29 protein-coding genes, 1 tRNA gene and 2 pseudogenes are annotated in these 26,131 nt (G+C 59.1%); 12 read left to right on the top strand and 20 right to left on the bottom strand.

Features of this window, described 5'->3' with window-relative positions; genetic code table 11:
- The first annotated feature begins 33 nt into the window (after positions 1-33).
- The 6 genes and pseudogenes from AC1RDQ_RS17740 to AC1RDQ_RS17715 form a co-directional block, all read left to right on the top strand.
- A complete protein-coding gene (locus tag AC1RDQ_RS17740) occupies positions 34-726 on the top strand; it encodes a pseudouridine synthase (protein ID WP_057716039.1) in 693 nt (230 codons plus the stop codon).
- A gap of 313 nt (positions 727-1,039) precedes the next feature.
- On the top strand, positions 1,040-1,924 hold the full coding sequence (locus tag AC1RDQ_RS17735; protein ID WP_057716040.1) for an alpha/beta fold hydrolase: 885 nt from the start codon (positions 1,040-1,042) through the stop codon (positions 1,922-1,924).
- A 181-nt stretch (positions 1,925-2,105) separates the two neighbouring features.
- Positions 2,106-2,179: transfer RNA gene (locus tag AC1RDQ_RS17730), tRNA-Gly, on the top strand.
- A 321-nt stretch (positions 2,180-2,500) separates the two neighbouring features.
- Positions 2,501-4,021, top strand: coding sequence for a Fic family protein (locus AC1RDQ_RS17725; RefSeq protein ID WP_492587799.1), 1,521 nt, complete (start codon positions 2,501-2,503; stop codon positions 4,019-4,021).
- Between the two features lie 554 nt (positions 4,022-4,575).
- A complete protein-coding gene (locus tag AC1RDQ_RS17720) occupies positions 4,576-4,845 on the top strand; it encodes a hypothetical protein (RefSeq protein ID WP_057716042.1) in 270 nt (89 codons plus the stop codon).
- 77 nt (positions 4,846-4,922) lie between these two features.
- A pseudogene (locus AC1RDQ_RS17715) lies at positions 4,923-5,174 on the top strand (type II toxin-antitoxin system HicB family antitoxin); the annotation flags it as partial.
- A gap of 370 nt (positions 5,175-5,544) precedes the next feature.
- Here AC1RDQ_RS17715 and tam read toward each other — a convergent pair.
- The 6 genes from tam to AC1RDQ_RS17685 all read right to left on the bottom strand — a co-directional run bounded on the left by tam (position 5,545) and on the right by AC1RDQ_RS17685 (position 10,442).
- Positions 5,545-6,315, bottom strand: coding sequence for a trans-aconitate 2-methyltransferase (gene tam / locus AC1RDQ_RS17710; RefSeq protein ID WP_492587798.1), 771 nt, complete (start codon positions 6,313-6,315; stop codon positions 5,545-5,547).
- Between the two features lie 213 nt (positions 6,316-6,528).
- A complete protein-coding gene (locus AC1RDQ_RS17705; protein WP_492587797.1) occupies positions 6,529-7,032 on the bottom strand; it encodes a DUF4142 domain-containing protein in 504 nt (167 codons plus the stop codon).
- Positions 7,033-7,104: 72 nt separating this feature from the next.
- Positions 7,105-7,263 carry a KGG domain-containing protein gene (locus tag AC1RDQ_RS17700; RefSeq protein ID WP_007976786.1) on the bottom strand — a complete coding sequence of 53 codons (159 nt, stop codon included), beginning with the start codon at positions 7,261-7,263 and terminating at the stop codon, positions 7,105-7,107.
- A 118-nt stretch (positions 7,264-7,381) separates the two neighbouring features.
- On the bottom strand, positions 7,382-8,728 hold the full coding sequence (locus AC1RDQ_RS17695) for a sensor domain-containing protein (RefSeq protein WP_057716044.1): 1,347 nt from the start codon (positions 8,726-8,728) through the stop codon (positions 7,382-7,384).
- 79 nt (positions 8,729-8,807) lie between these two features.
- Positions 8,808-9,446 (bottom strand): LysE family translocator, encoded by a 639-nt coding sequence (locus tag AC1RDQ_RS17690; protein ID WP_057716045.1) that lies wholly within the window; start codon positions 9,444-9,446, stop codon positions 8,808-8,810.
- Between the two features lie 87 nt (positions 9,447-9,533).
- Positions 9,534-10,442: a LysR family transcriptional regulator gene (locus AC1RDQ_RS17685; protein WP_492587796.1), complete on the bottom strand. Its 909-nt coding sequence runs from the start codon at positions 10,440-10,442 to the stop codon at positions 9,534-9,536.
- A gap of 77 nt (positions 10,443-10,519) precedes the next feature.
- Between AC1RDQ_RS17685 and AC1RDQ_RS17680 the strand changes: the two genes are divergently transcribed.
- Positions 10,520-11,008, top strand: coding sequence for a DMT family transporter (locus tag AC1RDQ_RS17680; protein ID WP_492587795.1), 489 nt, complete (start codon positions 10,520-10,522; stop codon positions 11,006-11,008).
- A 78-nt stretch (positions 11,009-11,086) separates the two neighbouring features.
- On the opposite strand, the gene AC1RDQ_RS17675 is transcribed toward AC1RDQ_RS17680, so the two are convergent.
- The 4 genes from AC1RDQ_RS17675 to AC1RDQ_RS17660 form a co-directional block, all read right to left on the bottom strand.
- A complete protein-coding gene (locus AC1RDQ_RS17675; protein WP_057716048.1) occupies positions 11,087-12,418 on the bottom strand; it encodes an MFS transporter in 1,332 nt (443 codons plus the stop codon).
- Between the two features lie 184 nt (positions 12,419-12,602).
- The gene (locus AC1RDQ_RS17670) at positions 12,603-13,529 is read right to left on the bottom strand and encodes a hydroxymethylglutaryl-CoA lyase (protein WP_492587794.1); all 927 of its coding nucleotides are present in this window, start codon (positions 13,527-13,529) and stop codon (positions 12,603-12,605) included.
- The gene (locus tag AC1RDQ_RS17665; protein ID WP_492587793.1) at positions 13,526-14,719 is read right to left on the bottom strand and encodes a CaiB/BaiF CoA transferase family protein; all 1,194 of its coding nucleotides are present in this window, start codon (positions 14,717-14,719) and stop codon (positions 13,526-13,528) included. The genes AC1RDQ_RS17670 and AC1RDQ_RS17665 overlap by 4 nt, the downstream gene beginning before the upstream one ends.
- A 236-nt stretch (positions 14,720-14,955) precedes the next feature.
- Positions 14,956-15,864 (bottom strand): LysR family transcriptional regulator, encoded by a 909-nt coding sequence (locus AC1RDQ_RS17660; protein ID WP_057716051.1) that lies wholly within the window; start codon positions 15,862-15,864, stop codon positions 14,956-14,958.
- A 131-nt stretch (positions 15,865-15,995) separates the two neighbouring features.
- Between AC1RDQ_RS17660 and AC1RDQ_RS17655 the strand changes: the two genes are divergently transcribed.
- Positions 15,996-17,015 carry a DUF4917 family protein gene (locus AC1RDQ_RS17655; RefSeq protein WP_492587792.1) on the top strand — a complete coding sequence of 340 codons (1,020 nt, stop codon included), beginning with the start codon at positions 15,996-15,998 and terminating at the stop codon, positions 17,013-17,015.
- Between the two features lie 117 nt (positions 17,016-17,132).
- On the opposite strand, the gene AC1RDQ_RS17650 is transcribed toward AC1RDQ_RS17655, so the two are convergent.
- Positions 17,133-17,675, bottom strand: a complete 543-nt coding sequence (locus tag AC1RDQ_RS17650) for a helix-turn-helix domain-containing protein (protein ID WP_057716658.1) — start codon at positions 17,673-17,675, stop codon at positions 17,133-17,135.
- Between the two features lie 159 nt (positions 17,676-17,834).
- On the opposite strand from AC1RDQ_RS17650, the gene AC1RDQ_RS17645 reads away from it, so the two are divergent.
- Positions 17,835-18,617 (top strand): aldolase, encoded by a 783-nt coding sequence (locus AC1RDQ_RS17645; protein WP_057716053.1) that lies wholly within the window; start codon positions 17,835-17,837, stop codon positions 18,615-18,617.
- A 26-nt stretch (positions 18,618-18,643) separates the two neighbouring features.
- Entirely contained in the window at positions 18,644-19,531 is an 888-nt protein-coding gene (locus tag AC1RDQ_RS17640) for a dihydrodipicolinate synthase family protein (RefSeq protein ID WP_492587791.1), read from the top strand.
- A gap of 142 nt (positions 19,532-19,673) precedes the next feature.
- Here the strand turns inward: AC1RDQ_RS17640 and AC1RDQ_RS17635 are convergent, their stop codons facing one another.
- From AC1RDQ_RS17635 to AC1RDQ_RS17625, 3 genes are all read right to left on the bottom strand, one after another.
- Positions 19,674-20,018 carry a YegP family protein gene (locus tag AC1RDQ_RS17635; protein WP_349733366.1) on the bottom strand — a complete coding sequence of 115 codons (345 nt, stop codon included), beginning with the start codon at positions 20,016-20,018 and terminating at the stop codon, positions 19,674-19,676.
- Positions 20,019-20,190: 172 nt separating this feature from the next.
- Positions 20,191-20,496 (bottom strand): ribbon-helix-helix domain-containing protein, encoded by a 306-nt coding sequence (locus AC1RDQ_RS17630; RefSeq protein WP_102672084.1) that lies wholly within the window; start codon positions 20,494-20,496, stop codon positions 20,191-20,193.
- A 14-nt stretch (positions 20,497-20,510) separates the two neighbouring features.
- Positions 20,511-21,092 carry a DJ-1/PfpI family protein gene (locus tag AC1RDQ_RS17625; protein ID WP_492587790.1) on the bottom strand — a complete coding sequence of 194 codons (582 nt, stop codon included), beginning with the start codon at positions 21,090-21,092 and terminating at the stop codon, positions 20,511-20,513.
- A gap of 322 nt (positions 21,093-21,414) precedes the next feature.
- Here AC1RDQ_RS17625 and AC1RDQ_RS17620 point away from each other — a divergent pair, with 322 nt between their 5' ends.
- Positions 21,415-22,335, top strand: coding sequence for a DMT family transporter (locus AC1RDQ_RS17620; RefSeq protein ID WP_349733367.1), 921 nt, complete (start codon positions 21,415-21,417; stop codon positions 22,333-22,335).
- 60 nt (positions 22,336-22,395) lie between these two features.
- Here AC1RDQ_RS17620 and AC1RDQ_RS17615 read toward each other — a convergent pair whose 3' ends face one another.
- The 3 genes from AC1RDQ_RS17615 to AC1RDQ_RS17605 all read right to left on the bottom strand — a co-directional run bounded on the left by AC1RDQ_RS17615 (position 22,396) and on the right by AC1RDQ_RS17605 (position 24,386).
- Positions 22,396-23,610 carry a class I SAM-dependent methyltransferase gene (locus AC1RDQ_RS17615; RefSeq protein ID WP_492587789.1) on the bottom strand — a complete coding sequence of 405 codons (1,215 nt, stop codon included), beginning with the start codon at positions 23,608-23,610 and terminating at the stop codon, positions 22,396-22,398.
- A 132-nt stretch (positions 23,611-23,742) separates the two neighbouring features.
- Positions 23,743-24,105 carry a hypothetical protein gene (locus AC1RDQ_RS17610; protein WP_057716059.1) on the bottom strand — a complete coding sequence of 121 codons (363 nt, stop codon included), beginning with the start codon at positions 24,103-24,105 and terminating at the stop codon, positions 23,743-23,745.
- Positions 24,106-24,107: 2 nt separating this feature from the next.
- The gene (locus AC1RDQ_RS17605; protein WP_057716060.1) at positions 24,108-24,386 is read right to left on the bottom strand and encodes an Ogr/Delta-like zinc finger protein; all 279 of its coding nucleotides are present in this window, start codon (positions 24,384-24,386) and stop codon (positions 24,108-24,110) included.
- A gap of 300 nt (positions 24,387-24,686) precedes the next feature.
- On the opposite strand from AC1RDQ_RS17605, the gene AC1RDQ_RS17600 reads away from it, so the two are divergent.
- Positions 24,687-25,115: a helix-turn-helix domain-containing protein gene (locus AC1RDQ_RS17600; RefSeq protein WP_057716061.1), complete on the top strand. Its 429-nt coding sequence runs from the start codon at positions 24,687-24,689 to the stop codon at positions 25,113-25,115.
- Positions 25,116-25,131: 16 nt separating this feature from the next.
- On the opposite strand, the gene AC1RDQ_RS17595 is transcribed toward AC1RDQ_RS17600, so the two are convergent.
- The 3 genes and pseudogenes from AC1RDQ_RS17595 to AC1RDQ_RS17585 form a co-directional block, all read right to left on the bottom strand.
- Entirely contained in the window at positions 25,132-25,413 is a 282-nt protein-coding gene (locus AC1RDQ_RS17595) for a phage holin family protein (protein WP_090453589.1), read from the bottom strand.
- Positions 25,410-25,770, bottom strand: a pseudogene (locus tag AC1RDQ_RS17590) (putative holin). The gene AC1RDQ_RS17595 and the pseudogene AC1RDQ_RS17590 overlap by 4 nt, the downstream one beginning before the upstream one ends.
- Positions 25,757-26,059 (bottom strand): helix-turn-helix domain-containing protein, encoded by a 303-nt coding sequence (locus AC1RDQ_RS17585; protein ID WP_218495081.1) that lies wholly within the window; start codon positions 26,057-26,059, stop codon positions 25,757-25,759. Before AC1RDQ_RS17585 ends, AC1RDQ_RS17590 begins: the two are co-directional and overlap by 14 nt.
- Positions 26,060-26,131: the final 72 nt, after the last annotated feature.

Raw genomic sequence — 26,131 nt, 5'->3', positions numbered from 1 at the left:
ATGCGCGCCCCTGTCCTTTCCGATCCTTAAGTCATGCGTGTCGACCGTTTCCTCAGCAACCTGCCGTGCTTCAACCGTAAGCAGGTGCGCCTGTTGCTGGTGGAAAAACGCGTCAGGGTTGACGGAAAAGTCGTCAGCGACCCGCACAGCGAAGTCCGCGAATTCAGCCGCGTCGAAGTCGACAACGAGGTGCTGCAAGTCGGTAAACCCCTGCGCCATTTCATGTTGCACAAGCCCGCCGGATGCGTCAGCGCCACCCGGGATCAGCAGCACCCGACCGTGCTCGATCTGATCCATGAACCGGACAAGGACGAACTGCACATCGCCGGACGCCTGGACTTCAACACCACCGGCCTGATGCTGATCACCAACGATGGCAGTTGGTCGCGGCGCCTGACCCAACCGCAGACCAAACTGCCCAAGGTCTATTACGTCGAAACCGAGCAGGACATCGGCCCCGAATACGCGATCAAATTCAACGAAGGGCTGTACTTCGCCTTCGAAGACCTCACCACGCAACCCGCCGGGCTAGAGCTGCTCGGGCCAAAATGCGCACGCCTGAGCATCGTCGAGGGCCGCTATCACCAGGTCAAGCGCATGTTCGGCCACTTCGACAACAAGGTGATGCGCCTGCATCGCGAACGCATGGGGTCGCTGGTGCTCGACGACGCCTTGAAACCGGGCGAATACCGCCCGCTGACCGACGAAGAGATCGGATCGATCTAAGCGCGCGACCGCTCAGCAGAAAGTTGTCGAACAATTTACCAACGGCACTTGCGCAATGATGTGACCCCTGCTTGAATCAGGACGTCGGCCGAAATGTGACCGACGAGTCACCCCATACTTCTAAGAAACTTTTTGCCGGTAGGAACCCTAGGGTTCCGGCCTCATCCGGCAGACTGCCCGCCAATAACAATACCCGTCGACCGGACTGCAATGGATCGACATGGGCCTCTCAAATTCCAGGCGTATGCCTACCTGTCACAAAGCTCGTGCAATCTCATTTGCGCGCATACCCGCTTGCCAGGAGTCTTATGACATGAGGCCAGAAATCGCTGTGCTGGATATACAGGGTCAGTATCGGGTTTACACGGAGTTCTATCGCGCAGACGCCGCAGAGAAGACCATTATCTTGGTCAACGGCTCGATGGCTACGACTGCGTCGTTTGCACAAACCGTGAAAAACCTCCATCCGCAGTTCAACGTCGTCTGCTACGACCAGCCCTACGCGGGCCGGTCAAAAGCCCACAACCTACATGAAAAAATGCTCACCAAGGAAATCGAAGGACAGATCCTGCTTGAGCTGATCGACCACTTCGCCGCCGAGCACGTGCTGTCGTTTTCCTGGGGCGGTGCCGCGACCATGATGGCATTGTCGCAACGGCCACGGCGCATCGAAAAAGCCGTGATCAGCTCGTTCTCCCCGGTGATCAACGCGCACATGCTCGACTACCTCGAGCGCGGCGTCGAACACCTCGGCAACCTGGACCGCGACCGGGTCGGGCACCTGGTGAACGACACCATCGGCAAACACCTGCCGTCGTTGTTCAAGCGCTTCAACTATCGCCACGTCAGCTCCCTGGCCGAACATGAGTACGGGCAGATGCACTTCCACATCAGCGACGTGCTGCACAGCGACCGCCAGTGCTACCTGCACGCGGCGAAGAAAATCGACGTGCCGGTGCTGTTCCTCAACGGCGAATGGGACGAATACACCGCCGCCGACGATGCCCGGTTGTTCGCCGGCCACGTGCAACACAGCACGTTCAGCACCATTCAGGCCACCGGTCACTTTCTCGACATGGAGCACAAAGCCGCCTGCCGAGACAGCCGCAACGCACTGATGGGCTTCCTGAAACCAGCGCAACTCGAAAGCCGACCGCGTTACCACAACGCCCAGGAACACCATGCATTGGCAGGCTGAAGTAGCGTCATCGCGAGCAAGCCCCGCCCTGCTGCGTTAAACGTATTCTGCAGGCGCGAGGCTTGCCCGCGATCGACCGTCATGCGGTCCGGGCTTTTTTGTCACATCTGCGTTAAACCCGCTCCACGTAAAGAAAAACTTCAAATCCGCAGCCGTATCTGGTACAAAGTCAGCGCTCTGAGCGGGTGTCGTATAATGGCATTACTCCAGCTTCCCAAGCTGATAACGAGGGTTCGATTCCCTTCACCCGCTCCAATTGAATTTTGATCTCACGTCAGGGTTGTTTTGACGGGGGATGCAGAGACAGAAAAAACCGGCCTTGATGGCCGGTTTTTTTGTGTCCGGGATTTGGTGGATTTTGCTTCTTCAGCCATTCCGCCATTTTCCCTGATCGATTAGCAAGTGCCCTTGGGCGATAGCGTCTATCCTGAGACCTGTTAGCGTTTTTTTCGAAAAGTACGGATTTGTTATCAAATTCAATCCGACATTAGTGTTTTCACCGTTTCGAAATTAGCGTTTTCGCATAAGATCAAGGTTCTGTTAACGTTTTTCTTGCCCCAGTAAAGGATTTCGTCAATGCAAGTCGGTTTCAAGACCCTCGCGACCCGTTACGACATCGCACTGGCACAGACTCTGCGCGTCGAATCCATGATCGGCACTGTACGTGTCAATCGCGAAACCGACGGCAATGTGGAGAACCGATACCCGACAAGCTATCGGCCCGCAGACGATTTCGCAGGACATTTCGAATTCGGCCTCAAGTACGAAGAGATCCACCTCGAGTTCTTCGCCCGCCTGTTTGCAACCATAGGCCCGCAGCCTGTCGAAGAGTGGTGTCGACGGGAGCCTTTCGGTCAATACGCCCGCCGCACGGGGTTCCTCTACGAATGGCTGACAGGCGAACGCCTGGATGTGCCTGACGTGACCAATGGCGGCTATGTTGATGTACTTTCGCCCCAAGACTATCTGACTCGTCGCGACGCTCTGCGAACTCGTCGTTGGCGCATCAACAACAACCTGCCGGGGACGGCTGAGTTCTGCCCCTTGGTTCGTCGTACGGTGCCAGTGCGAGAAGCTCTGCAATTCAATCTGCGCGAAGCATTGGGTGAATTGGATCAGGCCTTTGGTGCCGACATCCTGATGCGTACGGCCAGTTGGCTGACGTTCAAGGAATCGCGCGCGAGTTTTCTCATCGAAAAGGAAGCCGGCCAGGCGGATCGCATCCAGCGGTTTGCCCATGTCATTGCCCAGCACTGCGGTCATATCAAAGACCCGTTGAGCAACGACAGCCTGCATTCCCTGCAAGCTGGCATTCTTGGACATGACGCCATCGGACTGGGCTTGCGGCGCTCTCCCGTATTTGTGGGGCAAGCCACGATGCGCGAGGACATCGTGCATTACATTGCCCCCCATTTCGCAGACCTCGCTCAGCTCTTGGCAGGCCTCAACGAGTTTGAGGTCGCAACCCGTGGTGCTGAGTCAGTGGCACGTGCCGCAGTGTTGGCATTTGGCTTCGTGTACATCCATCCCATGCGCGACGGAAATGGCCGGATTCACCGCTTCCTGATCAACGACACCCTGGTTCGGGACAAGGCTGTGCCCGACGGCGTGATATTGCCGGTCTCTGCCACAATCACAAGCTCGATCGACTTCAGGGCCGGCTACGATCGTACGCTCGAAGTATTCTCGCGACCGTTCATGCGACGTTACGCGACGGCCCATCGGTTCGGCGAACTCGTGACCTACGAGGACGGTACTCGCAGCAACTTCATCTTCGATGAATATGAGGACGCGCGTTTTGCCTGGCGCTATCCCGATCTGACCGAACACGTCCTGTACACCGCACGCGTTATCGAGCACACGATTAAAAAGGAAATGGCGGATGAAGCCAGAGTACTGGTGATCTTTCAGCGAGCACAGGAACAGTTGAAAGAGGTATTGGAAATGCCAGACCAGGACGCGAATCGCATCATTCGCTCTATCAAGGAGAATGGCTGGACGGTGTCGGGCAAGCTGAAGAAAGGGTATCCGCAACTTGAAGATGAGCTCGTGGCAGAGCGCGTTGTGGAGGCTGTGCGTTCTGCGTTTGAGGATTGAAAGATGAGAGGTGGATTAAGTAAAAAAAGGCACTTTTAGCCTTTTTTGTACCCGGAATTTGGTCGAATCATGACCGATCCAGCTCTACGTTGATAAACATATCCGTCACCTTTTCCCGGGGATGTAGAGACAGAAAAAACCGGCCCAAGTGGCCGGTTTTTTTGCGCGGGATTTGGTGATGCGCCTGCCAACGCTAATGTTAAGGTCCCGTTTTTAAAGGCCAAACAGAGATCAACGTTAGAAAAAGCAACGTCCTACACGACACTGGGAAATGTCCGTAGACTTGCGCATTGCTGTGCCTTTGTCATGAGACCTATAGTCCGACCGCGTCCAAATGGCGTATCGGGTTTGGCGACTCGATGACAAAGCATAGGAACCTCCGAGCAATCTCGGAGCGTTTCTGAACGCACTTGGCTACCTGTTTATGGTGGCTGTGCGTGGGAGACCTTTGGGTCTACCGGTTTGCCTTGTCCCGGTTCGCCAACCTGCGTACAGCTACCACCTTTTGTTTGGCGACACTGAGTGGTAGTTCACTTCAATTCAAGGAATCACTCATGAATGAATATATGGCTTTAACCAGCAACGCCGACGACCTCCCCTCCCTCTACGTCAACACCACCCAACCCCTGCATTCCCTGCTCAGCACCGCCAGTTACAGAATTCGAGCCGTCACCCAGCTCCTGGAAAACCTCGCGATGCGTGGCGACCTGACCTCCGACACCGTGGTCCTGAGCGACTTCGCATTGCTCTGCTGCGTGCCATTGCGCGATGGTTGCGATGTGCTGGACGTTATCGCTCGACGCATGGATGCAGAACCATCCTGACAGTCCACCCGGCGCCTTTCGGGGGCGCCCTTTGGGGTTCATAACCTCACCCGCTGTGTTCACGGAGGACCATGAACATGTTTTACCCGATTGCGATTTTCATGGACGACGAACATGCGTGGGGCGTTGAAGTCCCGGATGTGCCAGGTTGTTATAGCGCCGGTGAAGATCTGGAAGATGCAATAGCCATGGTTCAACAAGCCATTGAGGGGTATTTCGAGATGCTCGCCGAGAACGGTGCACCCTTCCCCTCAGCCAGCAGCGTTACCCTGCACACATCTAATCCAAGGTACGCTGGCTGTACGTGGGCACTGGTGGAAATCGACGTGATCGAGTAACTGATTGGAGCCCCTGATATGACTCAAAACAGTGGGTTGGTGTTCAGCACTGAATGTGACCCTGCCACCTGGACGCTCATATCTTTTGCGTATAGATCACCGTAAGCGAGTAAAGAAGCCGTAGAGCTGCGTTGAGCCCAACAACAGTTCCCTTATTCTCCCGGCTCATCCTTCGCCTCGAGATCAACATGCACAATTCAGAGTTGGGAATCATGATCATTTCATTGATCGGGTTGTTCGGCTTTGCCTCCTTTGCCTTTGAGTACTTGAGTGCCCGGCGCTCAAAAAAGAACAAGCCACAGTGATTTTTCAAAATCGAAAAAAGGGGCAGATGACGCTCATCAACTGTCCCTGTTTTGCTTCAGCGGGTCGCGACGATAAACAGTCGCGGGAATGGCAACAGCACCGAACCATCGGCCAGGGCCGGATACGCCCGTTCGATAGCAGTCTGATATTGCTTCAGATACTGCGCCCGCTCCGCCTCGTCCAGCGGATCGAGAAACGGTCGCAAGCCACTGCCCTTGAACCACTCCACCACGCCAGATGCACCGCCCGCGAGCGGATGATGGTAAGTGGTGCGCCACACATCGACGCGGGTGCAACAGGCTTTCAAAATCGAATAGTAGCCACTGGCATCGGCCATTTCGGTCCTTTGCCCGGCGGTACCTGCCAGTTTGCCGACCCATGGGCCATCAGCGGCGACTTCACGCATCAAGCGGTGCGAGTGTTCATTCAGGTTGTCAGGCATCTGGACGGCCAGGCTGCCACCCGGCGCCAGTTTGCTCACCAGCGATGGTAGCAAGGTGGCGTGATCAGGCACCCACTGCAACACCGCGTTGGCGAAAATCACATCGAACGGGCCACTGTCATTCCAGGTGTCGATGTCGGCGATGTCGAATTGCACATGCGGCAAGCGCTTGCGCGCGGCGTCGATCATGTCGCTGGAACTGTCCAGCCCACGCACCGTGGCATCGGCAAAACGCTCGACCAGCAACTCGGTGGAGTTGCCGGGCCCACAACCGATATCGATGGCCAAGCGCACGTCCCCGGCGGGGACGGCCGCCAGCAGGTCACGGGCGGGACGGGTGCGCTCATCTTCAAAAGCGACGTACTGTTTGGCGGACCAACTCATTGCGTTCTCCTGTCGGTACGTTGTCCTCGGGACGCTACGATACCGCGGCGAGCACCGCTAAAGGTTTCAGAAAATAACCTTTTCGATCACGTCGAGTGTTTGACCTCAATGGCCTGAATCCAACGCATAACCCCAAGCCGCATCTGGATCTGTGCTGAACAGAAAAACGGCGCGTGACTGAAGCCCCGCGCCGTTTGTGTTCAAACCTTCAGGTCAACGACTGGCTTGCAACGCCTTGGCCATTTCCAGGTGATTTTGCAATTTAGGCAGGGTTTCTTCGGCGAACGCCTTGATTTGCGGCACGTCGGTGGTCTGCGCCTCCTGCTGCAGCTGTTCGATGGCTTCCTGGGTGGTCTTCACCTGACTGACGGTATAGGCCTCATCGTAGGTCGCCCCATCCATGACTTGTGGCATCAGGGCTTTGGCCTTTTCGACAATTTCTTCCCGAGGGGCGACCGGTATATCCAGTTGCTTGGCGATTTTCGCCAGGTGCTGGTTCGCCGTGGTGCGGTCGTTGATGACGATAATGGTGTAGTCCTTGACCTCTTTGGACTCGGCTTTCTGGTGTGCCAGGCGACTTGCTTCAATATCGGCAATACCTTTTGCCGAGGCCTCGTCGATGAACTCGGCAGTCGACTGGGCAAAGACGCCGCTGGCAAACAGGCCCAGTAACGTGGCAAGACTGGTATTACATAATCGGGTGGCCATCCGGTTCATGGTCGCGCCCTCCTCTTCAAATTCAAACGGGAGCTTTCGCCCCCGCTTCTCAATCAAAACCACCATCATCCATTACTTGGATTTCTGTCCGGGCTTGCGGCCCATGTCGGGTTTCGCAGGCTCTTTGTCGACAGTCGTCGTGGTGGTTTTCCCACCCTTGCGACCGGCTTCTGAGGCCTTCGTTCGATCGTTGGCGAAGTTCCCCGAGTTCGAGTTTCTTGAATTAGGCATGATTCTCTTCCTCTTGGTGGTAGTCGCGGCGAGCTGTAGCCCGCATAGAATCTGAATTTGCGCGCCCCAAAAGGTTTAGAAAATTACGTGGATGCCACGACGAACGGTGCGCGGTTTTTCAGACCAGTCGCAGGTGATGCTCGCGTTTGGCGCAGTACATCGCCTCGTCGGCATGCCGGAACAATTGCTTCTCTTCGGTGCCGTGATCGGGGTATCGGGCGACGCCGATGCTGGGCTGGATATTCAGGCTGTGCCCGTCCAGGCGCAGGGGCTGACCCAGGACCTGACGGACTTTTTCGACCACAAGGTCGGTATCGTCCGCCGCGTGAATGCTGTGCAGCAACACCACGAACTCATCGCCGCCGATGCGGGCCACGGTGTCGATTTCCCGCACGCAGCCCTTGAGCCTGTTGGCCACCGCTTGCAACAGCATGTCGCCGACCGCGTGCCCATGGGTGTCGTTGACTTGCTTGAAGCGGTCAAGGTCGACGTACAGCAGCGCCATGCGCCCGCCGCCCTCCCGGGCCACTTGCAGTGACGCCTTGAGCCGTTCGCGCAGCAGCTCGCGGTTGGGTAACTGGGTCAGTTGGTCGTACTGGGCCATGTGTTGCAGGCGGGCGTGCAATTGCTTGCGCTCGATGGCCGTGGCGACCTGGGCGCAGACGTATTGCAGCAGCTCCTTGTCTTGCTCGGTGTAGCGTTCGCCGCCCGGAATGCTTTTGACGACCAGCGCGCCGATGGTGCCGTTTTGCGAACTCAGCGGCACACCCAGCCAACAGGGTGCGTTCTGTTCGGTCTGCAGCATTTCGAAGCCGGCAAGAGGTGGGCACTGGCCCGGAGTCAACAGGATCGGCTGCCCCGTGCAGATCACCTCGACACACAGGCGCCCGGTCATGGTTCCGGGCTGTTCGGGCTGTGGCTCGTGGTCATCGACGTGATAGGGAAAGTTCAGCTGTGCGCAGTGCTGGTCGTACAGCGCCACGGAAAAACTCAATGCCGGCAGCCATTCGCCGATGATCATGTGGATGCGCTTGAACAACGCCAGCAGATCCTCTGCCGCATGGGCCGCTTCGGAAATCGCATACAACGCTGCCTGCCGGGACTCGGCCTGCTTACGCTCGGTGATGTCACGAGCAACGGCGATGCGCAGTTGATCGTCCTCGGACCAGCGTGCCGACCAGAGGATGTGCACCACACTGCCATCCTTGCGCAGGTAGCGGTTTTCGAAGTTGAGCTTGGGCTCACCGCCCATGATCTCCCGGGCGGCGTCGAGGGTGCGCTGGCGATCGCCCGGGTGCACCATGTCGATCATCGCCTCGCCGATCATCTCATCGGCGCTGTAGCCAAAAATGCGTTCGCATGCCGCGCTGACAAAGACGAAGCGGCCCTGCTTATCCACCGCACAGACGGCGTCCAGCAACAGATCGATATAACTCGCCAGCGGCGCGGAATTCCGGTTTTCCATGGTTCAGCGTGGGTGCCCCGATAATGCAGCGCTCTTCAATCATCCCTGCCCCGTCAGCCTTGCATCCCTGTGATTACATTCAAGCCTTTTCCGGCATCAGCCCCGGCAACGCATGGACCAGCGCATTGATGGCGAAACCGATGAACATTACCCCGCACAACCGGGTGATTGCCAGTTCATGACGCTGGTACAAGGTGCGCACTCGCCGTGCACCGACGATGCCGATGAGAATAGCGTAGGCGAGCAACCCGCCGACGAAACTCAGGGCGATCAGCGCCGGCAGCATTGACCAGTTGAGCAGTTCCGCGCGACTCGACAGCAATGCCGTGAACGTCGCCACCGCCACCGGATAGGCCTTGGGATTGGTCAGGCCAAACAGGATGCCGTGCCAGAACGGCTGCCGCGCCGGGCCCTGCGGCGCATCACCGCTGCTACGCCGGGCGCGCACCGCACGCCAGCCGAGCCAGAACAGGTACAGGCCGCTGAGCACACCGAGCACGTCGAACGCGGTACTGCCGATCTCCCGCGCACCGACAATCGCAATCAGCGCCGTGCTGCACCAGACCACATCACCGAGCAAATGCCCGCACAGAAACCCCGCCCCGGCCCGTCGCCCATGGGCCGCGCCAATGCCGAACACCGCCAGCACACCCGGCCCCGGGGTGATGCCGTAGATAAAACCCGAGGCAAGCACGGCCATTAGCAACGATGGGGTCATGGGGAGTCCTTTTGAACGGCTTGGTGAATGATGGCCAGTCTATATCAGGACCTCAACTGCCGACTGCCTGATCGCGACAGAAATCAGTCAACGGTGGGTCCCTTGGACGATCCGCTCATTCAACCAGTTCAACGCCTGATCCCCACCCCGCCGTTTATGCCACGCCAACACAAAGGTGAACGACGGAATGTGAAACGGCGGTGGCACGACAACCAATGAAGACTGATCGATATCGCGCAAGCCGCGCGACGCGACGGTGAGGATCAGGTCGGTGCCGCTGATGAGCTCCGGGGCCACGCTCCAGTGTGGCAGGCTGACAGCCACACGACGACGTTCGCGCAATGCAGTCAATGCACGTTCGATTTCCGGGGTGCCGCTGCCGCGCATTTCCAGCAGGACGTGAGGCCGAGCCAGGTAAGTGGGCAGGTCGAGGCCACCATCGGCGGGCAGGCTGTTGCGGTCCACCAGGCAGGCATAGTGCTCTTCGAACAGGGGCGTGCTGCGCAGCTCATGGGGCATTTCCGGGAATACACCGGCGGCGACATCAATGTCACCGTTGAGCACCCCTTCGAGCATGCTTTCGCGGCTTCCATGGCTGATTTGCAGGTCGATGCCCGGCGCTTCGCGGCGCAACGTTCGGATCAGTCCCGGCAAGACAATGGCGGCGCCGTAGTCGGACATCGCCAGACGGAAGGTGCGCTGGGTGGTCGCGGGATCGAAGGCGTTCGGCGCCAGCAGCGCTTGCACCTGGGCCAGGGCTGCGGCCAGCGGTACCACGAGTTCCAGCGCTCGCGGAGTCGGCACAAGACCGGCACCGGCGCGCACCAGCAGCGGATCGCCGAGCAGGTCACGCAAGCGCGCCAGCGCATGGCTGACCGCTGGCTGGCTCAAGTGCAGACGCTCGGCCGCCCGGGTCACGTGTTGCTCGCTGAGCAAGGCGTCGAGGATCACCAGCAAGTTGAGGTCGATACGGCGAAGATTATTCATCTGCTGCATGTTCTGGATAACAAAACGGAATTTAAATCTGCGCGACGAATACCCTAGAGTCCAGCAAAACCTGTTGGAGATCGATCATGAGTACGTTGCATTGGGCCGGTCTGATTGGACTGGCGATGATCGCCGGGGCGGTGGTGCCGTTTCAGAGCGCGATCAACGTCAATCTCGGGCGCGGGTTGGGCCATCCGCTGTGGGCGACACTCGCCTCGTTGCTGGTGAGCGTCGTGGTGCTGATGCCGATCATCGTTGCGATGCGCTTGCCGTTGCCATCACTGGCATTCATCAGCAAGGCGCCGCTCTGGATGTGGGCCGGTGGCGCTTTTGGGGTGATATTCATTTCCCTGGCATTGGTGCTGCTGCCCAAGCTGGGTGCCGCGGGGTTCATGGCATTGGCGCTGGCGGGGCAAGTGGTGGCGTCGTTGTTGCTGGATCACTTCGGCTGGTTTGGGTTGGTGGAGCGGCCAGTCAGCTTGCCCAAGGTGTTTGGGGTGGTGCTGTTGATGGCCGGGGTGGTGTTGATTCAGTTTAGTGACGCTGCGGAAAAAGCGATGACAGCGACTTCTTGAAGATCAAAAGATCGCAGCCTCCGGCAGCGCCTACCGGGATGCGTGGTCCGAGCAGGCGCTGCCGAAGGCTGCGATCTTTTAAAACTTATCGAGTGTGCGCAACTTCTGCGGCAACCCCCACAGCAACAGCGCCACCGCAATCAGCGCACATACACCAATGACATACAGCGCCGGCGTGGTGCTGCCGGTCAGGTCCTTGATTCGGCCGACCATCACCGGGCTGACGATGCCGCCGAACTGGCCCAGGGTGTTGATCACCGCAATCCCGCCGGCCGCGCCCGCGCCAGCACCGGCCAGCAGTTTCGGCGGCAGGGTCCAGAAGCTCGGGATGGAGGCGATGATCCCGGCACCGAGCAGGCCCAACGCGACAATCAGGAAGGTCGTGTGACTGGCGAAGATCCCCGCACAGAAGAACCCGACCGCACCGACCGCCACCAGACCGGCGACAAACTTGCGCCGCTCGCCAGAAGCATCGGACAGCCGTCCGATCACCACCATGCTGATGGCGCCGCAGATATAAGGGATAGCGGTCAGCAAGCCGATCATCACCGGACTCTCGGTACCTGCGCTGCGGATCAGTTGCGGCGCCCAGAAATTCAAGCCGTAGGACGCCACCTGAATCAGGAAATAGATCAGCCCCAAAGTCAGGAAGCCCGGAATCCGCAGCGCGGCGAGCAGCGAACCACCGCTCTTGTGCGGCTCATGCTGAGCGATACGGCTGGCCAGCAAAGTCTTCTCCGAAGGCGTCAGCCAATGGGCGTCTTCGATGCGGTCCTTGAGCAGGGTCAGCACCAGCAAACCGAGGCCGATACACGGAACGCCACCGAGCAGGAACAGCCAGTGCCAGCCACGCATTTGCAGCACACCGTCAAGGTGTTGCAGCACCAGGCCGGAGAACGGCGCGCCCACCAGACCAGCGAACGCCGACGCCAGGAACAGCATCGAGGTGATGCGCCCGCGATAGTGCTGCGGGAACCACAGGGTCAGGTAATACAGCACGCCCGGAGCGAAACCCGCCTCCATCGCGCCGATCACGAAGCGCAGCACGTAGAACTGCCATTCGCTGTTGACGAACACCATGGCCGCCGTGGCCAGGCCCCAGGACATCATGATCCGGGCGATCCAGCGCCGGGCGCCGACCTTGTACAGCATCATGTTGCTGGGCACTTCGAAAATCACATAACCGACCACGAACAACCCGGCGCCGAGGCCGTAAGCGGTGTCGCTCAGACTCAGGTCGGCCTGCAGCTGAAACTTGGCGAAGCTGATGTTGATGCGGTCGAAAAAGGCGAACAGGTAGCAGACCATGATCAGCGGCATCAGGCGCCAGGCGACTTTGCTGACCAGGGCTTTTTCTTCGTCGTGGCTAACGGCCGGGCTCGCGCCGGCCTCCAGTGCATTAAGGCTCATTGCGTTTCTCCAGGCGGACTTCCCGTGGGTGTCCGATTGTTTTTGTTGTCTGGTAAATGTTCGATTTCACTGTAGGAGCGAGCTCGCTCGCGATGAACCTGAGATCGCCGCGGGGTATCTGGCATCTAGCGTTATCGTTGACGTCCATCGCGAGCATGCTCGCTCCTACAGGAGGGCAGTTTGCTCAGGAGGGCACGGGGTGCAGGTCACAATTGCGCCCAGCCTTGGCCAGTTGACCGGGCACTTCATGGCCGAGCAGCGCCGGCAGTCCCCGGGACAGTTTCAGCAGCAGCGGCAAATCGATGCCGGTGTGAATGCCGACTTCATCGCACAGGTTCACCAGATCCTCGGTGCAGATGTTTCCCGATGCCCCCGGTGCGAACGGGCAGCCGCCGAGGCCGCCGAGGGCTGCGTCGAAACGCCGGGCACCAGCTTCGTAAGCGGCCAACACGTTGCACAGGCCAAGACCGCGAGTGTTGTGAAAATGCAGGGTCAGGTCTGATGGGGAGACCCGTTGCAGCACCCGACGCACCAGCCGGTCGACCTGACGCGGGTTGGCCATGCCCGTGGTATCGGCCAGGGTGATGCCCTGGATGCCGAGCTCCTGATAGGCGTCGACGATTTGCAGTACCCGGTCCTCATCGATCTTGCCTTCAAACGGGCAGCCGAAGGTGGTGGCGATGCTGGCGTTGAGTCGCACCGGGCTGTCGCCGACGAACTGCACAATCTCGCCGAACGCGGCCAACGAATCTTCACAGCGCATGCGCATGTTCGCCAGGTTGTGGGTCTGGCTCGCGGACATCACCAGGTTCAGCTCATCGACACTGCACGCCAATGCCCGTTGCGCGCCTTTGAGGTTGGGGATCAGCGCGACATAGATCACCCCAGGTTGCCGGCTAATGCCCTTGAACACCAGCTCGCCATCGCGCAACGCAGGAATCGCCTTGGGCGACACGAACGAACCGGCTTCGATGCGGCTGAACCCGGCCAGCGACAGTTGATCGATCAGAGCGATCTTGTCGTGGGTTTCAACCCAGGTCGGCTCGATTTGCAAACCGTCGCGCGGGGACACTTCCTGCACGATCAGGCTGTTGGAATAATCGGTGATCATTGCACCACTCCTTCGACTTTCAGGCGTTCGATGTCTGTTGCAGTCAGGCCCAATTGCGCGAGGATGCCGTCGGTGTGCTGGCCCAGCCCGGGGCCGGACCAGTTCACGCCGCCGGGCGTCTCGGAGAGTTTCGGCACGATGCCTGGCATCTTCACCGTGGCGCCACCGGGCAACTCGGCATTGAGCAGCATGTCCCGCGCCTGATAGTGCGGATCGGCGACGATGTCGGCCACCGAGTAGATGCGCCCGGCCGGGACTTCGGCGGCCTCCAGCGCGGCCAGCACTTCGTCGATGGGCAGGCTGCTGGTCCAGTGGGTGATGGCGGCGTCGAGCAGGTTGCTCTTGGCTGCACGCCCGTCGTTGTGGGCGAACTCCGGGGCCTCGGCCAGATCGGCGCGGCCGATGGTTTGCATCAGGCGTTTGTAGATCGGATCGCTGTTGCCGGCAATCACCACGTAGGCGCCGTCCGCCGTCAGGTAGGTGTTGGACGGCGCGATGCCCGGCAAGGCACCGCCGCTGCGCTCGCGCACATGGCCAAGCATGTCGTATTCCGGCACCAGGCTTTCCATGACGTTAAACACGCTTTCGGCCAGGGACACATCCACGACTTGCCCGCCGCCCTGCCCGGTCTTGACCCTTAGCAGTGACATCAGCGCACCGATTACCGCATGCAGCGAAGCCAGGGAATCGCCAAGGCTCACACCGACCCGCGCCGGCGGCGAACCGGGTGTGCCGGTGGTGTAGCGAATCCCGCCCATGGCCTCGCCTATGGCACCGAAACCCGGACGATCACGGTACGGACCGGTCTGGCCGTAACCGGAAATCCGCACCAGCGTCAGGTTGGGGTTGAGCGCATGCAACACGTCCCAACCGAGGCCGAGTTTTTCCAGGGCGCCGGGGCGCAGGTTTTCGATCAGTACATCGGCGCTGGTCGCCAGTTGCTTGACCAGTTCGATGCCTTCAGGGGATTTGAGGTTCAGCGCCAGGGACTTCTTGTTGCGCGATTGCAGGTACCACCACAGCGAGGTGCCTTCGTGCAGCTTGCGCCATTTGCGCAGGGGATCGCCCTGGCCCATGGATTCGATCTTGATCACCTCGGCGCCGAACTCGGCCAGTATGCGCGCCGCAAACGGCGCGGCGATCAGCGTGCCGATCTCGATCACTTTGATCGCACTCAAAGGGGCAGTCATCGCGGGGTACCTCTTGTTCTTGGAATATGTGCCAAGGCTAGAGGACAGGTAGCTCGGGAATCCAACCTTCAGTTGGCAACGGGCGTTCGCGAAATGCGAACGCTCTGGGAAATTGTCGTGGCCTCAGGTCAGTCATCGCGAGCAAGCTCGCTCCCACAGGGATCCTCAGTGCGGCGCCGACCCAGTGTGGGAGCGAGCTTGCTCGCGATGAGGCCCGCCCATTCAGCCGAGAACTATTAGGCTGTACCCCGCAAATGCTCAAACAACATCCGGCTCACCGGCGACAACAAAGCTTCATCGCGCACCACCAGAATCAACGCCCGGTCCGACCATTCGTCCGTCAGCGGCACCGCGTGCAAACCCAGGGCCCGGCCAAACAATTCATAAGCCTTGTGCGGCAAAATGCCGATGCCCATATTGGCCTGGATCATCCGACACATCGCATCAAACCCCGGCACATGAATACGAACCCGCAGTACCTTGCCGGCCTGGCGCGCCGCCGCATGGGTACGCATGTTGATCGAACTGGCGGCATGCAACCCAACGTAATCACTGTCCAGCGTATCGGCGAACGCCACGCTGGACCGACTCGCCAATGGATGGTGCGGCGGCATCAACACCACCAGTTTGTCCTGACGATACAGCACGCTGTGCAGGCCCTTGATGTCACTGTCGATGGAACAGATCCCGAGGTCGGCCACGCCGTCGAGCACGCCCTGAATCACCCCGGCGCTGGGGCGTTCTTCGAGGTCGGTCTTGACCTGTGGGTGACGCTCGGAAAAATCCCGCAGGTCCTCAGGCAAAAACTGAATGATCGCCGACAGGTTGGCGAGCATCCGCACGTAGCCGCGCACACCGTGGCTGTGCTCGCCCAGTTCAAGTCCCATTTTCTCGACGTTGAACAACATCTGCCGGGCATGGTGCAGCAGGGTTTCACCGGCCGGCGTCAGGGACATGCCCTTGGCCTGGCGCACGAACAGGCTGATGCCCAACGCCTCCTCCAGCTCCATCAAACGCTTGCTCGCCGCCGAGACGGCAATCGCTTCGCGCGCCGCTGCACGGGTCAGCGTGCCCTCTTCGTGCACGGCGACGAACAGTTGCAGGGTGATCAGGTCGAGACGGCGGATCAGGCTTTTTTGCAGCATCGGGTACTCGGCGAAGTCGGCTCAGGCGAAGTCGCAGCATAGCGTTCTTCGCCCACGTCGTGCCGTGGTCCAGGCACCGGTCGTGATAAAGTCGCGGCCCACAGACCTTTTGCCGTGAGACGAAGACCGCAATGACCGATTTCCAGGATGTCGATGCTCAACTTGAAGACTGGAACGCCTTGCGCAGCACCACTTCGTTCAGTGGCTTGCTGGTGGGCAACGGTGCCAGTCGCGCGGTGTGGGACGATTTCGGCTACGAGTCGCTGTTCGAAAACGCCCGCACCGTTGAAGAAAAACCCCTGAGCCCGTCCGAGTTGAGCGTGTTCGATGCGATGCAGACCCGCAGTTTCGAGCAGGTACTGAGCGCCTTGAAAACCACCAGCCGGGTCAACAAGGCCCTGGCTGTCAGCTCCGCCGCCCCGCGCAATCGCTACTACGCGATCAAGGAAGCGCTGATCAACACCGTGCACGCGGTGCATATCCCGTGGCGGCTGGTAGTGCCTTCGACGCTGGCGACGATCAATCAGGAGCTGGCCAGCTACCGCACGGTGTTCACCACCAATTACGACCTGCTCAACTACTGGGCAGTGCAACACCAGCCTGAGGCGATCAGCGATCTGTTCCAGGGTGCCGAACCCGGTTTCGACCTGAGCGACACGGCCACCGATAAAACCCGTTTGCTGTACCTGCACGGCGGTCTGCATCTGGTGCGCAACCAGGACGGTACGGCGCGCAAGCTGATGTCGACAGAGGGCACGTTGCTGGGCAATTTCGCCATCAACAACACGATCAAGACCCTCGACGACGTGCCGCTGTTCGTCAATGAAGGCCCGAGTGCGGACAAGCTCAAGACCATTCGCAGTTCGGATTACCTGTCGTTCTGCTACGAGCAATTACTCGGTCACGGCCAGGCACTGTGCATCTTCGGCCATGCGTTGGGGGAGCAGGACAGCCACATCATCCATGCCTTGCGCCTGGCGAAACCGCAGGTGGTGGCAATCTCGATTTACCCGCGCAGCAAAGCGTTCATCCAGCACCAGAAGCGGCATTACGCGAAGGTGTTTGAGGGGACTGGGGTTGAGTTGCGGTTCTTTGATTCCAAGAGCCATGCGTTGGGTGGCACGAAGTTATCGGTTCCAGTCGAAGTTTAGTACTGGCCGACCTGACGCTTTCGCGAGCAAGCCCGCTCCCACAGGTGACCGGGTTTCTACAGGAGAAATGCAGTCAAATGTGGGAGCGGGCTTGCTCGCGAAGCTTTTGCAGTCAACTCATTCTTCAGTGCTGTGCACCACCACCAGCAACTGCGCCTGCACCTCGCCCACCGAACGAATCCGGTGCGGCTTTTGCGCATTGAAGTGCAACGCATCGCCACGATCGAGCAGCACGCGCTCGTTCATGAAGTCCACCTCCACCCGCCCTTCGTGGACGAACAAAAACTCCTCGCCCAAATGCTCCTTGAAGGTCTTGTCGGTGAACTCGGCCGGCGGGTAGATGATGAACGGCAACAAGCTGCGTTCGCTGACCTGATGGGCCAGCACCGCGTAGCCCGAATTGTTGTCACTGACGCCCAAGGGTTGCCGTTCGTGGCTGCGCACCAGGCTGTAGCTGTCGAGGCTGACGTTGTCTTCAGAGAACAGTTCCTCGACCTTCACATTCAGCGCCCTGGCCAGTTTCAGGGCCGCAGCAATCGACGGCGTGTTCAACCCGCGCTCGACTTTCGACAGGTAACTCTTGGTCATGCCGGATTGTTCGGCCAGGGTTTCCAACGTCACGCCAAGTTTTTTTCTGAGTAATTTCAAACGGATAGACATGTAGAGCGATTTATCCATCAAGGAGGCAACGATTTGTCCTTGCCAATGACACACTGTGTCATATAGCCTCTTTAGTGTCATTTGCACTCACCGACGACTTTGCGAGGAACCGGTGAACGGCAAACCCGACGTCCATTGAATCACCCAAAGGACACCGATATGGCCAAGACATTAGCGCTGCCCAAAGAGCAACTGGTCAAGCACGCGCTGAGCCAAATGCAAAATACCCTGGCAGATAATACGTGGACCGCCCGGCAAAAGCTGGCCCTGACCTGCCGCATCCTGTTCGAGCATGGTCACGATTCCGGCCTTGCCGGACAAATCACCGCCCGCGGTCCGCAACCCGGCACTTACTACACTCAACAACTGGGCCTGGGTTTCGACGAAATCACTGCGGGTAACCTGCTGCTGGTCAACGAGGACCTGGAGGTGCTCGAAGGCCACGGCATGCCCAACCCGGCCAATCGTTTTCACAGTTGGGTGTACCGCGCCCGAGCGGATGTGAACTGCATCATTCACACCCATCCGACCCACGTTGCAGCCTTGTCGATGCTGGAAGTGCCGTTGCAGATTTCCCACATGGACCTCTGCCCGCTCTATGACGACTGCGCGTTTCTCGAAGGCTGGCCGGGCGTGCCGGTGGGCAACGAGGAAGGCGAGCTGATTGCCGGGGCACTGGGCGACAAACGGGCGATCCTGCTTTCGCACCATGGCCAATTGTCCACCGGCGGTACCATCGAGGAAGCCTGTGTCATCGCGCAACTGATCGAACGCGCCGCGAAACTGCAACTGCTGGCGATGAGCGCCGGGACCATCAAGCCGATCATTCCCGAACTGGGCCGTGAAGCCCACGACTGGATTGCCCGGCCCAAGCGGCATGCCGCTGCTTTCAACTACTACGCCCGGCAGATCCTGCGCCAACACGCCGATTGCCTGAACTGAACCCATCGATCGAACGGAGAGACACCATGTCCACCGCAAACATTCACGGCATCATCGGCTACACCATCACCCCTTTCACCCCCCACGGCGAAGGCGTTGACCTGGATGCCCTCGGGCGCTCCATCGACCGACTGATCGAGGGCGGCGTACACGCCATCGCACCGCTGGGCAGCACCGGTGAAGGTGCTTATTTGAGCGACGCAGAGTGGGATCAGGTCAGCGAGTTCAGCATCAGGCACGTGGCCAGGCGCGTGCCGACCGTCGTCAGCGTGTCCGACCTGACCACCGCTAAAGCGGTGCGCCGCGCGCGTTTCGCCGAAGCTCACGGCGCCGATGTGGTGATGGTGCTGCCCACGTCCTACTGGAAGCTCAGCGAAGCGGAGATCCTCGCCCATTACCGCGCCATCGGCGCCAGCATCGGCGTGCCGATCATGCTCTACAACAACCCGGCCACCAGCGGCACCGACATGTCGGTGGACCTGATCCTGCGCATCGTCAACGCCGTGGAAAACGTGACCATGGTCAAGGAGAGCACCGGCGACATCCAGCGCATGCATCAACTGCAACGTCTCGGCGAAGGCCAGGTGCCGTTCTACAACGGCTGCAATCCGTTGGCCCTGGAGGCCTTCGCCGCCGGCGCAAAAGGCTGGTGCACCGCTGCGCCGAACCTGATCCCGCAGCTCAACCTGGATTTGTACGAAGCAGTGCTGGCCAACGATTTGCGCAAGGCACGCGAACTGTTCTATCGCCAGTTGCCGCTGCTGGACTTCATCCTCAAGGGTGGCTTGCCGGCAACGATCAAGGCGGGTTTGCGGGCGACGGGCCTGGAGGTGGGGGATCCGCGGCTGCCGGTATTCCCGTTGAGTGAGGCGAGTTGTGATCAGCTGGAAGATATGTTGAAGGCCCTGCGCTGATCTCCAGCTGTACATAAAGCCACTGTGGGAGCGAGCTTGCTCGCGATGAGACCATTACATTCAACACGGATGTTGACTGTCAGACCGCCATCGCGAGCAAGCTCGCTCCCACAGGGATTTTTGCTGGATTTGAAAGCTGTACTCAAAGCACCGGCAACGTCTTGTCCTTGACCAACTTGGACGAACCGTTGGCCTTCACGCTGGCGATGCCTTTCTCCATGGCGGCATCGGAGGAATAGGCCTCGCTGCTGCCGATGATCTCGTGGTTGCCCGCCTTCAGGTTGAAATACGGGTGGCCATCCTTGGTGATTTTCTTCTCGTAACGCTCATCCAGCGGGCTGTTGGCCTGGACCGAGGCAATGCCTTTGTCGGCGGCGGCGTGGGTGGTGTACAGCTCGCTGGTCAGAATGGTCTCGGCGTTGGCCGCCTTGAGGACAAACCTGAACTGGCCATTGCTGCTTTTGCTCACTTCATACCATCCGGACATGCTCTTTCTCCTTGGCGATTGAAAGGTTGCGCGCTTCACAGTAAAGACCAGCCTCGGGTTTCTGTCGCCTGCTCTGGCCCCTTCGCGAGCAAGCTCGCTCCCACAGTAGATTTGTGTACACCAAACCATTGTGGGAGCGAGCTTGCTCGCGATGGCGTCGACACGATCTTCCTTACTTCGCCGCAGCCCGCACCACCGACAACTCCGGCACCTGAGTCCGACGCTGACTCAGATACCGCGTACAACTCACCCGCAGGAACGAAGCGAAATTGACCACTTCGCCGCGGTAGTCCATCACCTCTTCATACAGCTTGGCGATCAACTGATTGGTGGTCATGCCGTCGACCTCGGCGATTTCGCTGAGGATGTCCCAGAACTGATTCTCCAGCCGCAAGGTGGTGACCACCCCGCAAATGCGCAGCGAGCGGGAGCGCGATTCGTAGAGTATCGGGTCGGCTTTGACGTACAGCTCGCACATGGGCATGCCCCTCTTTACAGCGTGATTTTAGTACCCAGCAACCCCAGGAAACCGGCCAGCCAGTTCGGATGCGCAGGCCAGGCCGGAGCCGTGGCCAGATTGCCCTGGACATGGCCGTCCGTCACCGGAATCTCGATATACGTACCGCCCGCCAGTCGCACTTCCGGAGCGCAGGCCGGATAAGCGCTGCATTCGCGACCTTCGAGAACACCCGCTGCCGCCAGCAACTGCGCGCCATGGCACACGGCAGCGATCGGCTTGCCAGCCTTGTCGAACGCGCGCACCAGTTCCAGGACTTTTTCGTTCAGGCGCAGGTACTCCGGCGCACGGCCGCCCGGAATCAGCACCGCGTCATAATCGGCGGCGTTGACCTTGGCGAAATCGAAGTTGAGGGCAAACAGGTGACCGGGTTTTTCACTGTAGGTCTGGTCGCCTTCAAAGTCATGGATCGCCGTGCGCACGGTCTGGCCGGCAGCCTTGTCCGGGCAAACGGCGTGCACCGTGTGACCGACCATCAGCAACGCCTGGAACGGCACCATCACTTCATAGTCTTCGACGTAATCACCGACCAGCATCAGAATTTTTTTCGCAGCCATGGGGAGGACTCCTCTGGAAGTGGGCGTGCAGGAGTATTCAAGGTAGTCCTTATCCGGCGGGTCGGGTAACAACCGGCTACTACCTTGTGGCGAGGAGGCTTGCCCCCGTTCGCCTGCGAAGCAGGCGCAAAATAGGACAGTGCGGTTCGGTTGATGAAACCGGATAGGGGCTGCTGCGCAGCCCAACGGGGGCAAGCCCCCTCGCCACATAGGTGTGTTCGCAACTGTACGGATAACTCTGCACCTAGCTGTAACAGCGGCTTACACCGGGTTTATGGCTAGATAACAACACCTCCCACCTTCCACGATTCTGGTTGCCATCATGTCCTCGCGCGAAAACACCGGCATGGCCCTGGGCCTGCTCGGCGTTGTGATCTTCAGCCTCACCCTGCCCTTCACGCGGATCGTCGTGCAGGAACTCCACCCGCTGCTCAATGGCCTGGGCCGGGCACTGTTTGCAGCGGTTCCGGCGGCGTTGCTGTTGCTGTGGCACCGGGAAAAATGGCCGACCTGGAAGCAGGTAAAAGGCCTGGCGCTGGTGATGGCCGGGGTGATCCTGGGTTTCCCGGTATTGTCGGCCTGGGCCATGCAAACCTTGCCGGCGTCCCACGGCGCGCTGGTCAACGGATTACAGCCGCTGTGCGTGGCGCTGTACGCCGCGTGGTTGTCCCATGAGCGGCCTTCGAAAGCCTTCTGGGCCTGCGCCGCATTGGGCAGTGCGCTGGTGCTCGGTTATGCACTGATCAGCGGTGCCGGCAGCATTCAGGCCGGTGACTTGCTGATGCTTGGCGCCATTGCAGTGGGCGGATTGGGTTACGCCGAAGGAGGCCGGCTGGCCAGGGAGATGGGCGGTTGGCAGGTGATCTGCTGGGCGCTGGTGCTGTCGACGCCGCTGCTGATCGGCCCGGTGGTGTATCTGGCACTGCAACATCAGGGCGAGATTTCCGCCAAGACCTGGTGGGCCTTCGGATATGTCTCGCTGTTTTCGCAGTTCATCGGTTTCTTTGCCTGGTACGCCGGACTGGCCATGGGTGGCATTGCCCGGGTCAGTCAGATCCAGTTGCTGCAGATCTTCTTCACCATCGCCTTCTCGGCGCTGTTCTTCGGTGAACATGTGGAGCCGATTACCTGGCTGTTTGCCGGCGGGGTGATCGTGACGGTGATGCTCGGGCGCAAGACAGCGATCAAACCCAATCCTGTGGGAGCGAGCTTGCTCGCGAAGGACTTGAAACCGACGCGTTGATTCAGAAAGCACGCGTTATCGTTGACGTCCATCGCGAGCTAGCTCGCTCCTACAACAGGATCAGAGGTAACCGTCGGAGCGCAGCAGGGTTTCCAGGCAATGCTCGCTGATGTGATAGAAATCCTTCAGCTCCTGAATCTTCGCCAGCAACTGAGCCGGGTCCACTGGTTCTGCGCGTTTGACCGCCAGGATCATCTTGTTCTTGTTGGTGTGGTCCAGTGAGATGAACTCGAACACCTTGGTCTCATAGCCGCAGGCCTCAAGGAACAACGCGCGCAAACTGTCGGTGACCATCTCGGCCTGCTGGCCCAGGTGCAAGCCGTATTGCAGCATCGGCTTGAGCAGCGCCGGGCTCTGGATTTGCAGGCGGATCTGTTTGTGGCAGCACGGCGAGCACATGATGATCGCCGCGCCGGAACGGATGCCGGTGTGGATCGCATAGTCGGTGGCGATATCGCAGGCATGCAGGGCAATCATCACGTCCAGCTCGCTCGGCGCCACGCTGCGCACGTCACCGCACTTGAACACCAGGCCGGGGTGTTCAAGCTTGGCGGCGGCGGTGTTGCACAGGGTGACCATGTCTTCACGCAGTTCGACGCCGGTCACCTCGCCTTCGGCCTTCAAGGTGTTGCGCAGGTAATCGTGGATGGCGAAGGTCAGGTAGCCCTTGCCCGACCCGAAGTCCGCCACACGCACCGGCTTGTCCAGCGCCAGGGGGGACGACGTCAGCGCATGGCTGAACACTTCGATGAACTTGTTGATCTGCTTCCACTTGCGCGACATCGCCGGGATCAGCTCGTGCTTGCTGTTGGTCACACCGAGGTCGGCGAGAAACGGCCGACTCAGGTCAAGAAAACGGTTTTTCTCACGGTTGTGCTCGGCCGAAGGCACTTCGCGCAATTGCTGAGGTTGGCTCTTGAACAGCGATGACTTGCCTTTTTTGCTGTATTCGAGCTGGGCTTCGTCGGTCAACGACAACAAATGCGCATTTTTGAACGACGCCGGTAGCAGCCCGGCAATGCTCGCCACGCCTTCGACCAGCGGCAGGTTCTTGGTGATATCGCGGGTCTTGTAGCGGTAGACAAAAGACAGGCAAGGCTGCGCCTTGACCGTCACCGGCTTGATGATGATCCGCTGCAGGTCCGTTTCATCACCCACGTATTTGGCCAGCACCAGTTTGATGAATGCGTTGTGCTCGAGGCTCGATTGCAGCAGGTTGATGAACTGGGCGTGATGATCCGGCGCGAGGCTGGCGGGAGTGGCGGTGACGGACATGGAAAAACGGCCTCGGCAATACGAATCTGGGGATGCCGGGTATTTTAGGGGGGACGAGGGTTTTGGGCACGGGGTAATTTTGCGCCAGGTCCCGTTCCCGCCGATCGGGACCTGAATTCAACCGTCGCTACCTCATGGCTCCACCAGTCGAAGTTTGCGATTGGTCGGCGAGTTGATGACGAACTTGACGATCAACCCTACCGGCACCGCCCACGTCAGACCGTTGACCGGATCAGTGACCACGGCGACAGTTTCGGAACTTGCAGCCAGATCCAGACGTCGGCGATCGTTGCTGGATTTGAGTAATCCATATGCATGGCTGACCAGCCGCTCCGCCTGGTGCATCGGCATATCCAGACTCTGCAAATGCCTCACCGCACGGCAGAACAGCACTTGATCATCAATCACACCCTCGCCTTCATGACGGGTCAGAAACGCCTGCGCTATGGCCAATAGCTCCTCATTCAAATGGGCCTGTTCATCAACCTCCTTCATGCTCAAGACTCCTGTTGCGCTTGCGCCGCCGGAGCACTCTCGGCGACAGGCCGTGCGGCGCGGCGCAAGTCAGGTCCGGCGCACGGCAGGTGCACGGCCGGATTGGGCATGCCACTGGGGGAAAGCTCATGGGTCATTTCGAACTCGGCCCGTACCGACCAGCCACAGGCCTCCGACGTACATTGCAGGTATGCCACCCGCAGGAAGATATGCCGCCCTTCGCTGGTACGTATGCGCATCCGGTTCAGGCAGTGCGGGCACACCATCTTGTAAGTACTCATACATGCTTCCCTTGGGCCATCCGGTGGTAATCGAATTGATCAAACGCAATACTGTTTGAAACACAATTGGTGAAAGACAGGTGCTGCAAATAACGTCCGCCAGACAAAAGGAAGTGCAACGGGTGGACACGTAATAGATACGAGCCAAGCTCGTAGGAAATCACCCTGATACCATTAGGAAGTTTCGACATCGTATTCTTCAGATTCATAGTTGACGATTGATTACTTACAAGAAAAAACGTACTCATTACGCATACGTTAAGCACTCAAAAAGCATATGTCAAAAGGAAGAGGCTCAAATTGCGTAGCAAAAAATCACAAGCTGTTTTGGCCCGCCTGAAGCAAATCACGGGTACAAAAACTGACGCTTCCCTGTCTACTGCGCTACAGATCAGCCCCCAGACACTCAGCAGCTGGAAAGGCCGCGACAGCACGCCATACTCATTATGCGTAGATATTGCACAGACTCGCGGCATCTCCCTTGACTGGTTGCTGCTGGGCGAGGGGCCAATGCTGCGGCAGCCCCATGTCAACGCTCCTGCAAATGCTGCGGAAACTGCAACAACGCAGGAAAGCACCATCCTTTCGCTGTGGCGATTACTTGATGAGGATGACCGCTGCGCAATACAAAACGCATTGGAGGAAAAACGACGCCTGCGGGATCTGGAAACACAACTTTCCGAAATGGCCGCTACCCTGGCCTCACTTGGACACTCAAACAAAACCTGACTTGAAGTCCGACGTTTCAATGCTTGAAGGCATGCCACAAAACAATAATGTTGCCACTACTGCGAACAATCATTACGCATGAAAAAACACTCACCACTGCATGCCATGGGCTCACCGGCAGGAATGTCAGCAATACATCGATGCCGGCAAGGCAGAACACTGCGCCAAGCAAGCTGATCAATATCCTGTCGCACCAGTGGTAACGTTGTTCGTCGCGCTGGTAACACGCCAGCCTGAACGCACTGACCAGGTGAGCCACGCCCGCCACCCACACCAGAGCCGCCATCTCAAAGGTCATTGCCCTCGCCCTCTGAGATGACGAAGGATGTCACCGAGGCCGGCTCCATCGATCCACTGCATGAGCTTGATGCTGATGGGAATGACCAGCAACGCGCACAGAAAGGCCGTCACGCCGGCTGTCAGAAAAGGCGCCATTGGCTGGGCCACCGGGGCAAACAGGTAACCGACACCCGCCGACAACAGCCAGGAACCGATGCGTTGCCAGGCCTTGAAGTTGGCGCGAGTGGTCGTGACCAGCCACGCGCCAAGTGTCGCGCCGAACAGGGCTTCTCCATCGATAGCCGGCAACGTCGCAATACCCAAACCCCACCATGAGCCCGCTGATACTGTTGTAGGTCGAATCAGTCAGGCTCATGGGTATCTCGCGACTGCAATGGCTCAACAGTGATGGCCCCCGACTCCAGCGCCCTGAACACGGCAGCGTTGCGAGATCTGACGGCGAACTTGCGGCGGATATTGGAAAAGTGGAAGTTGATGGTGGATTCCGAGCAACTCTGAATCCTGGCGATCTCCCAGGACGTCTTGCCTTTGAGGCACCACTCCAGGGCTTGTGTCTCTTTCGTTGTCAGTCGCACCAGCGGAGTAAGCATTGCGCTACCGGGTGCATCCTCCACCAAGGTCTCCAGCGTTTGTTGCGTTTTCATAAGAACTCCCTCTACACAGAACGCCCATCGCAGGGCGTGCACCATGAGAGAGATGTTGAAGACAAGCTCCCC

Source organism: Pseudomonas sp. GW823-FHT02E01, assembly GCF_058797535.1.
This window is presented reverse-complemented; position numbering and strand designations above follow the sequence as displayed.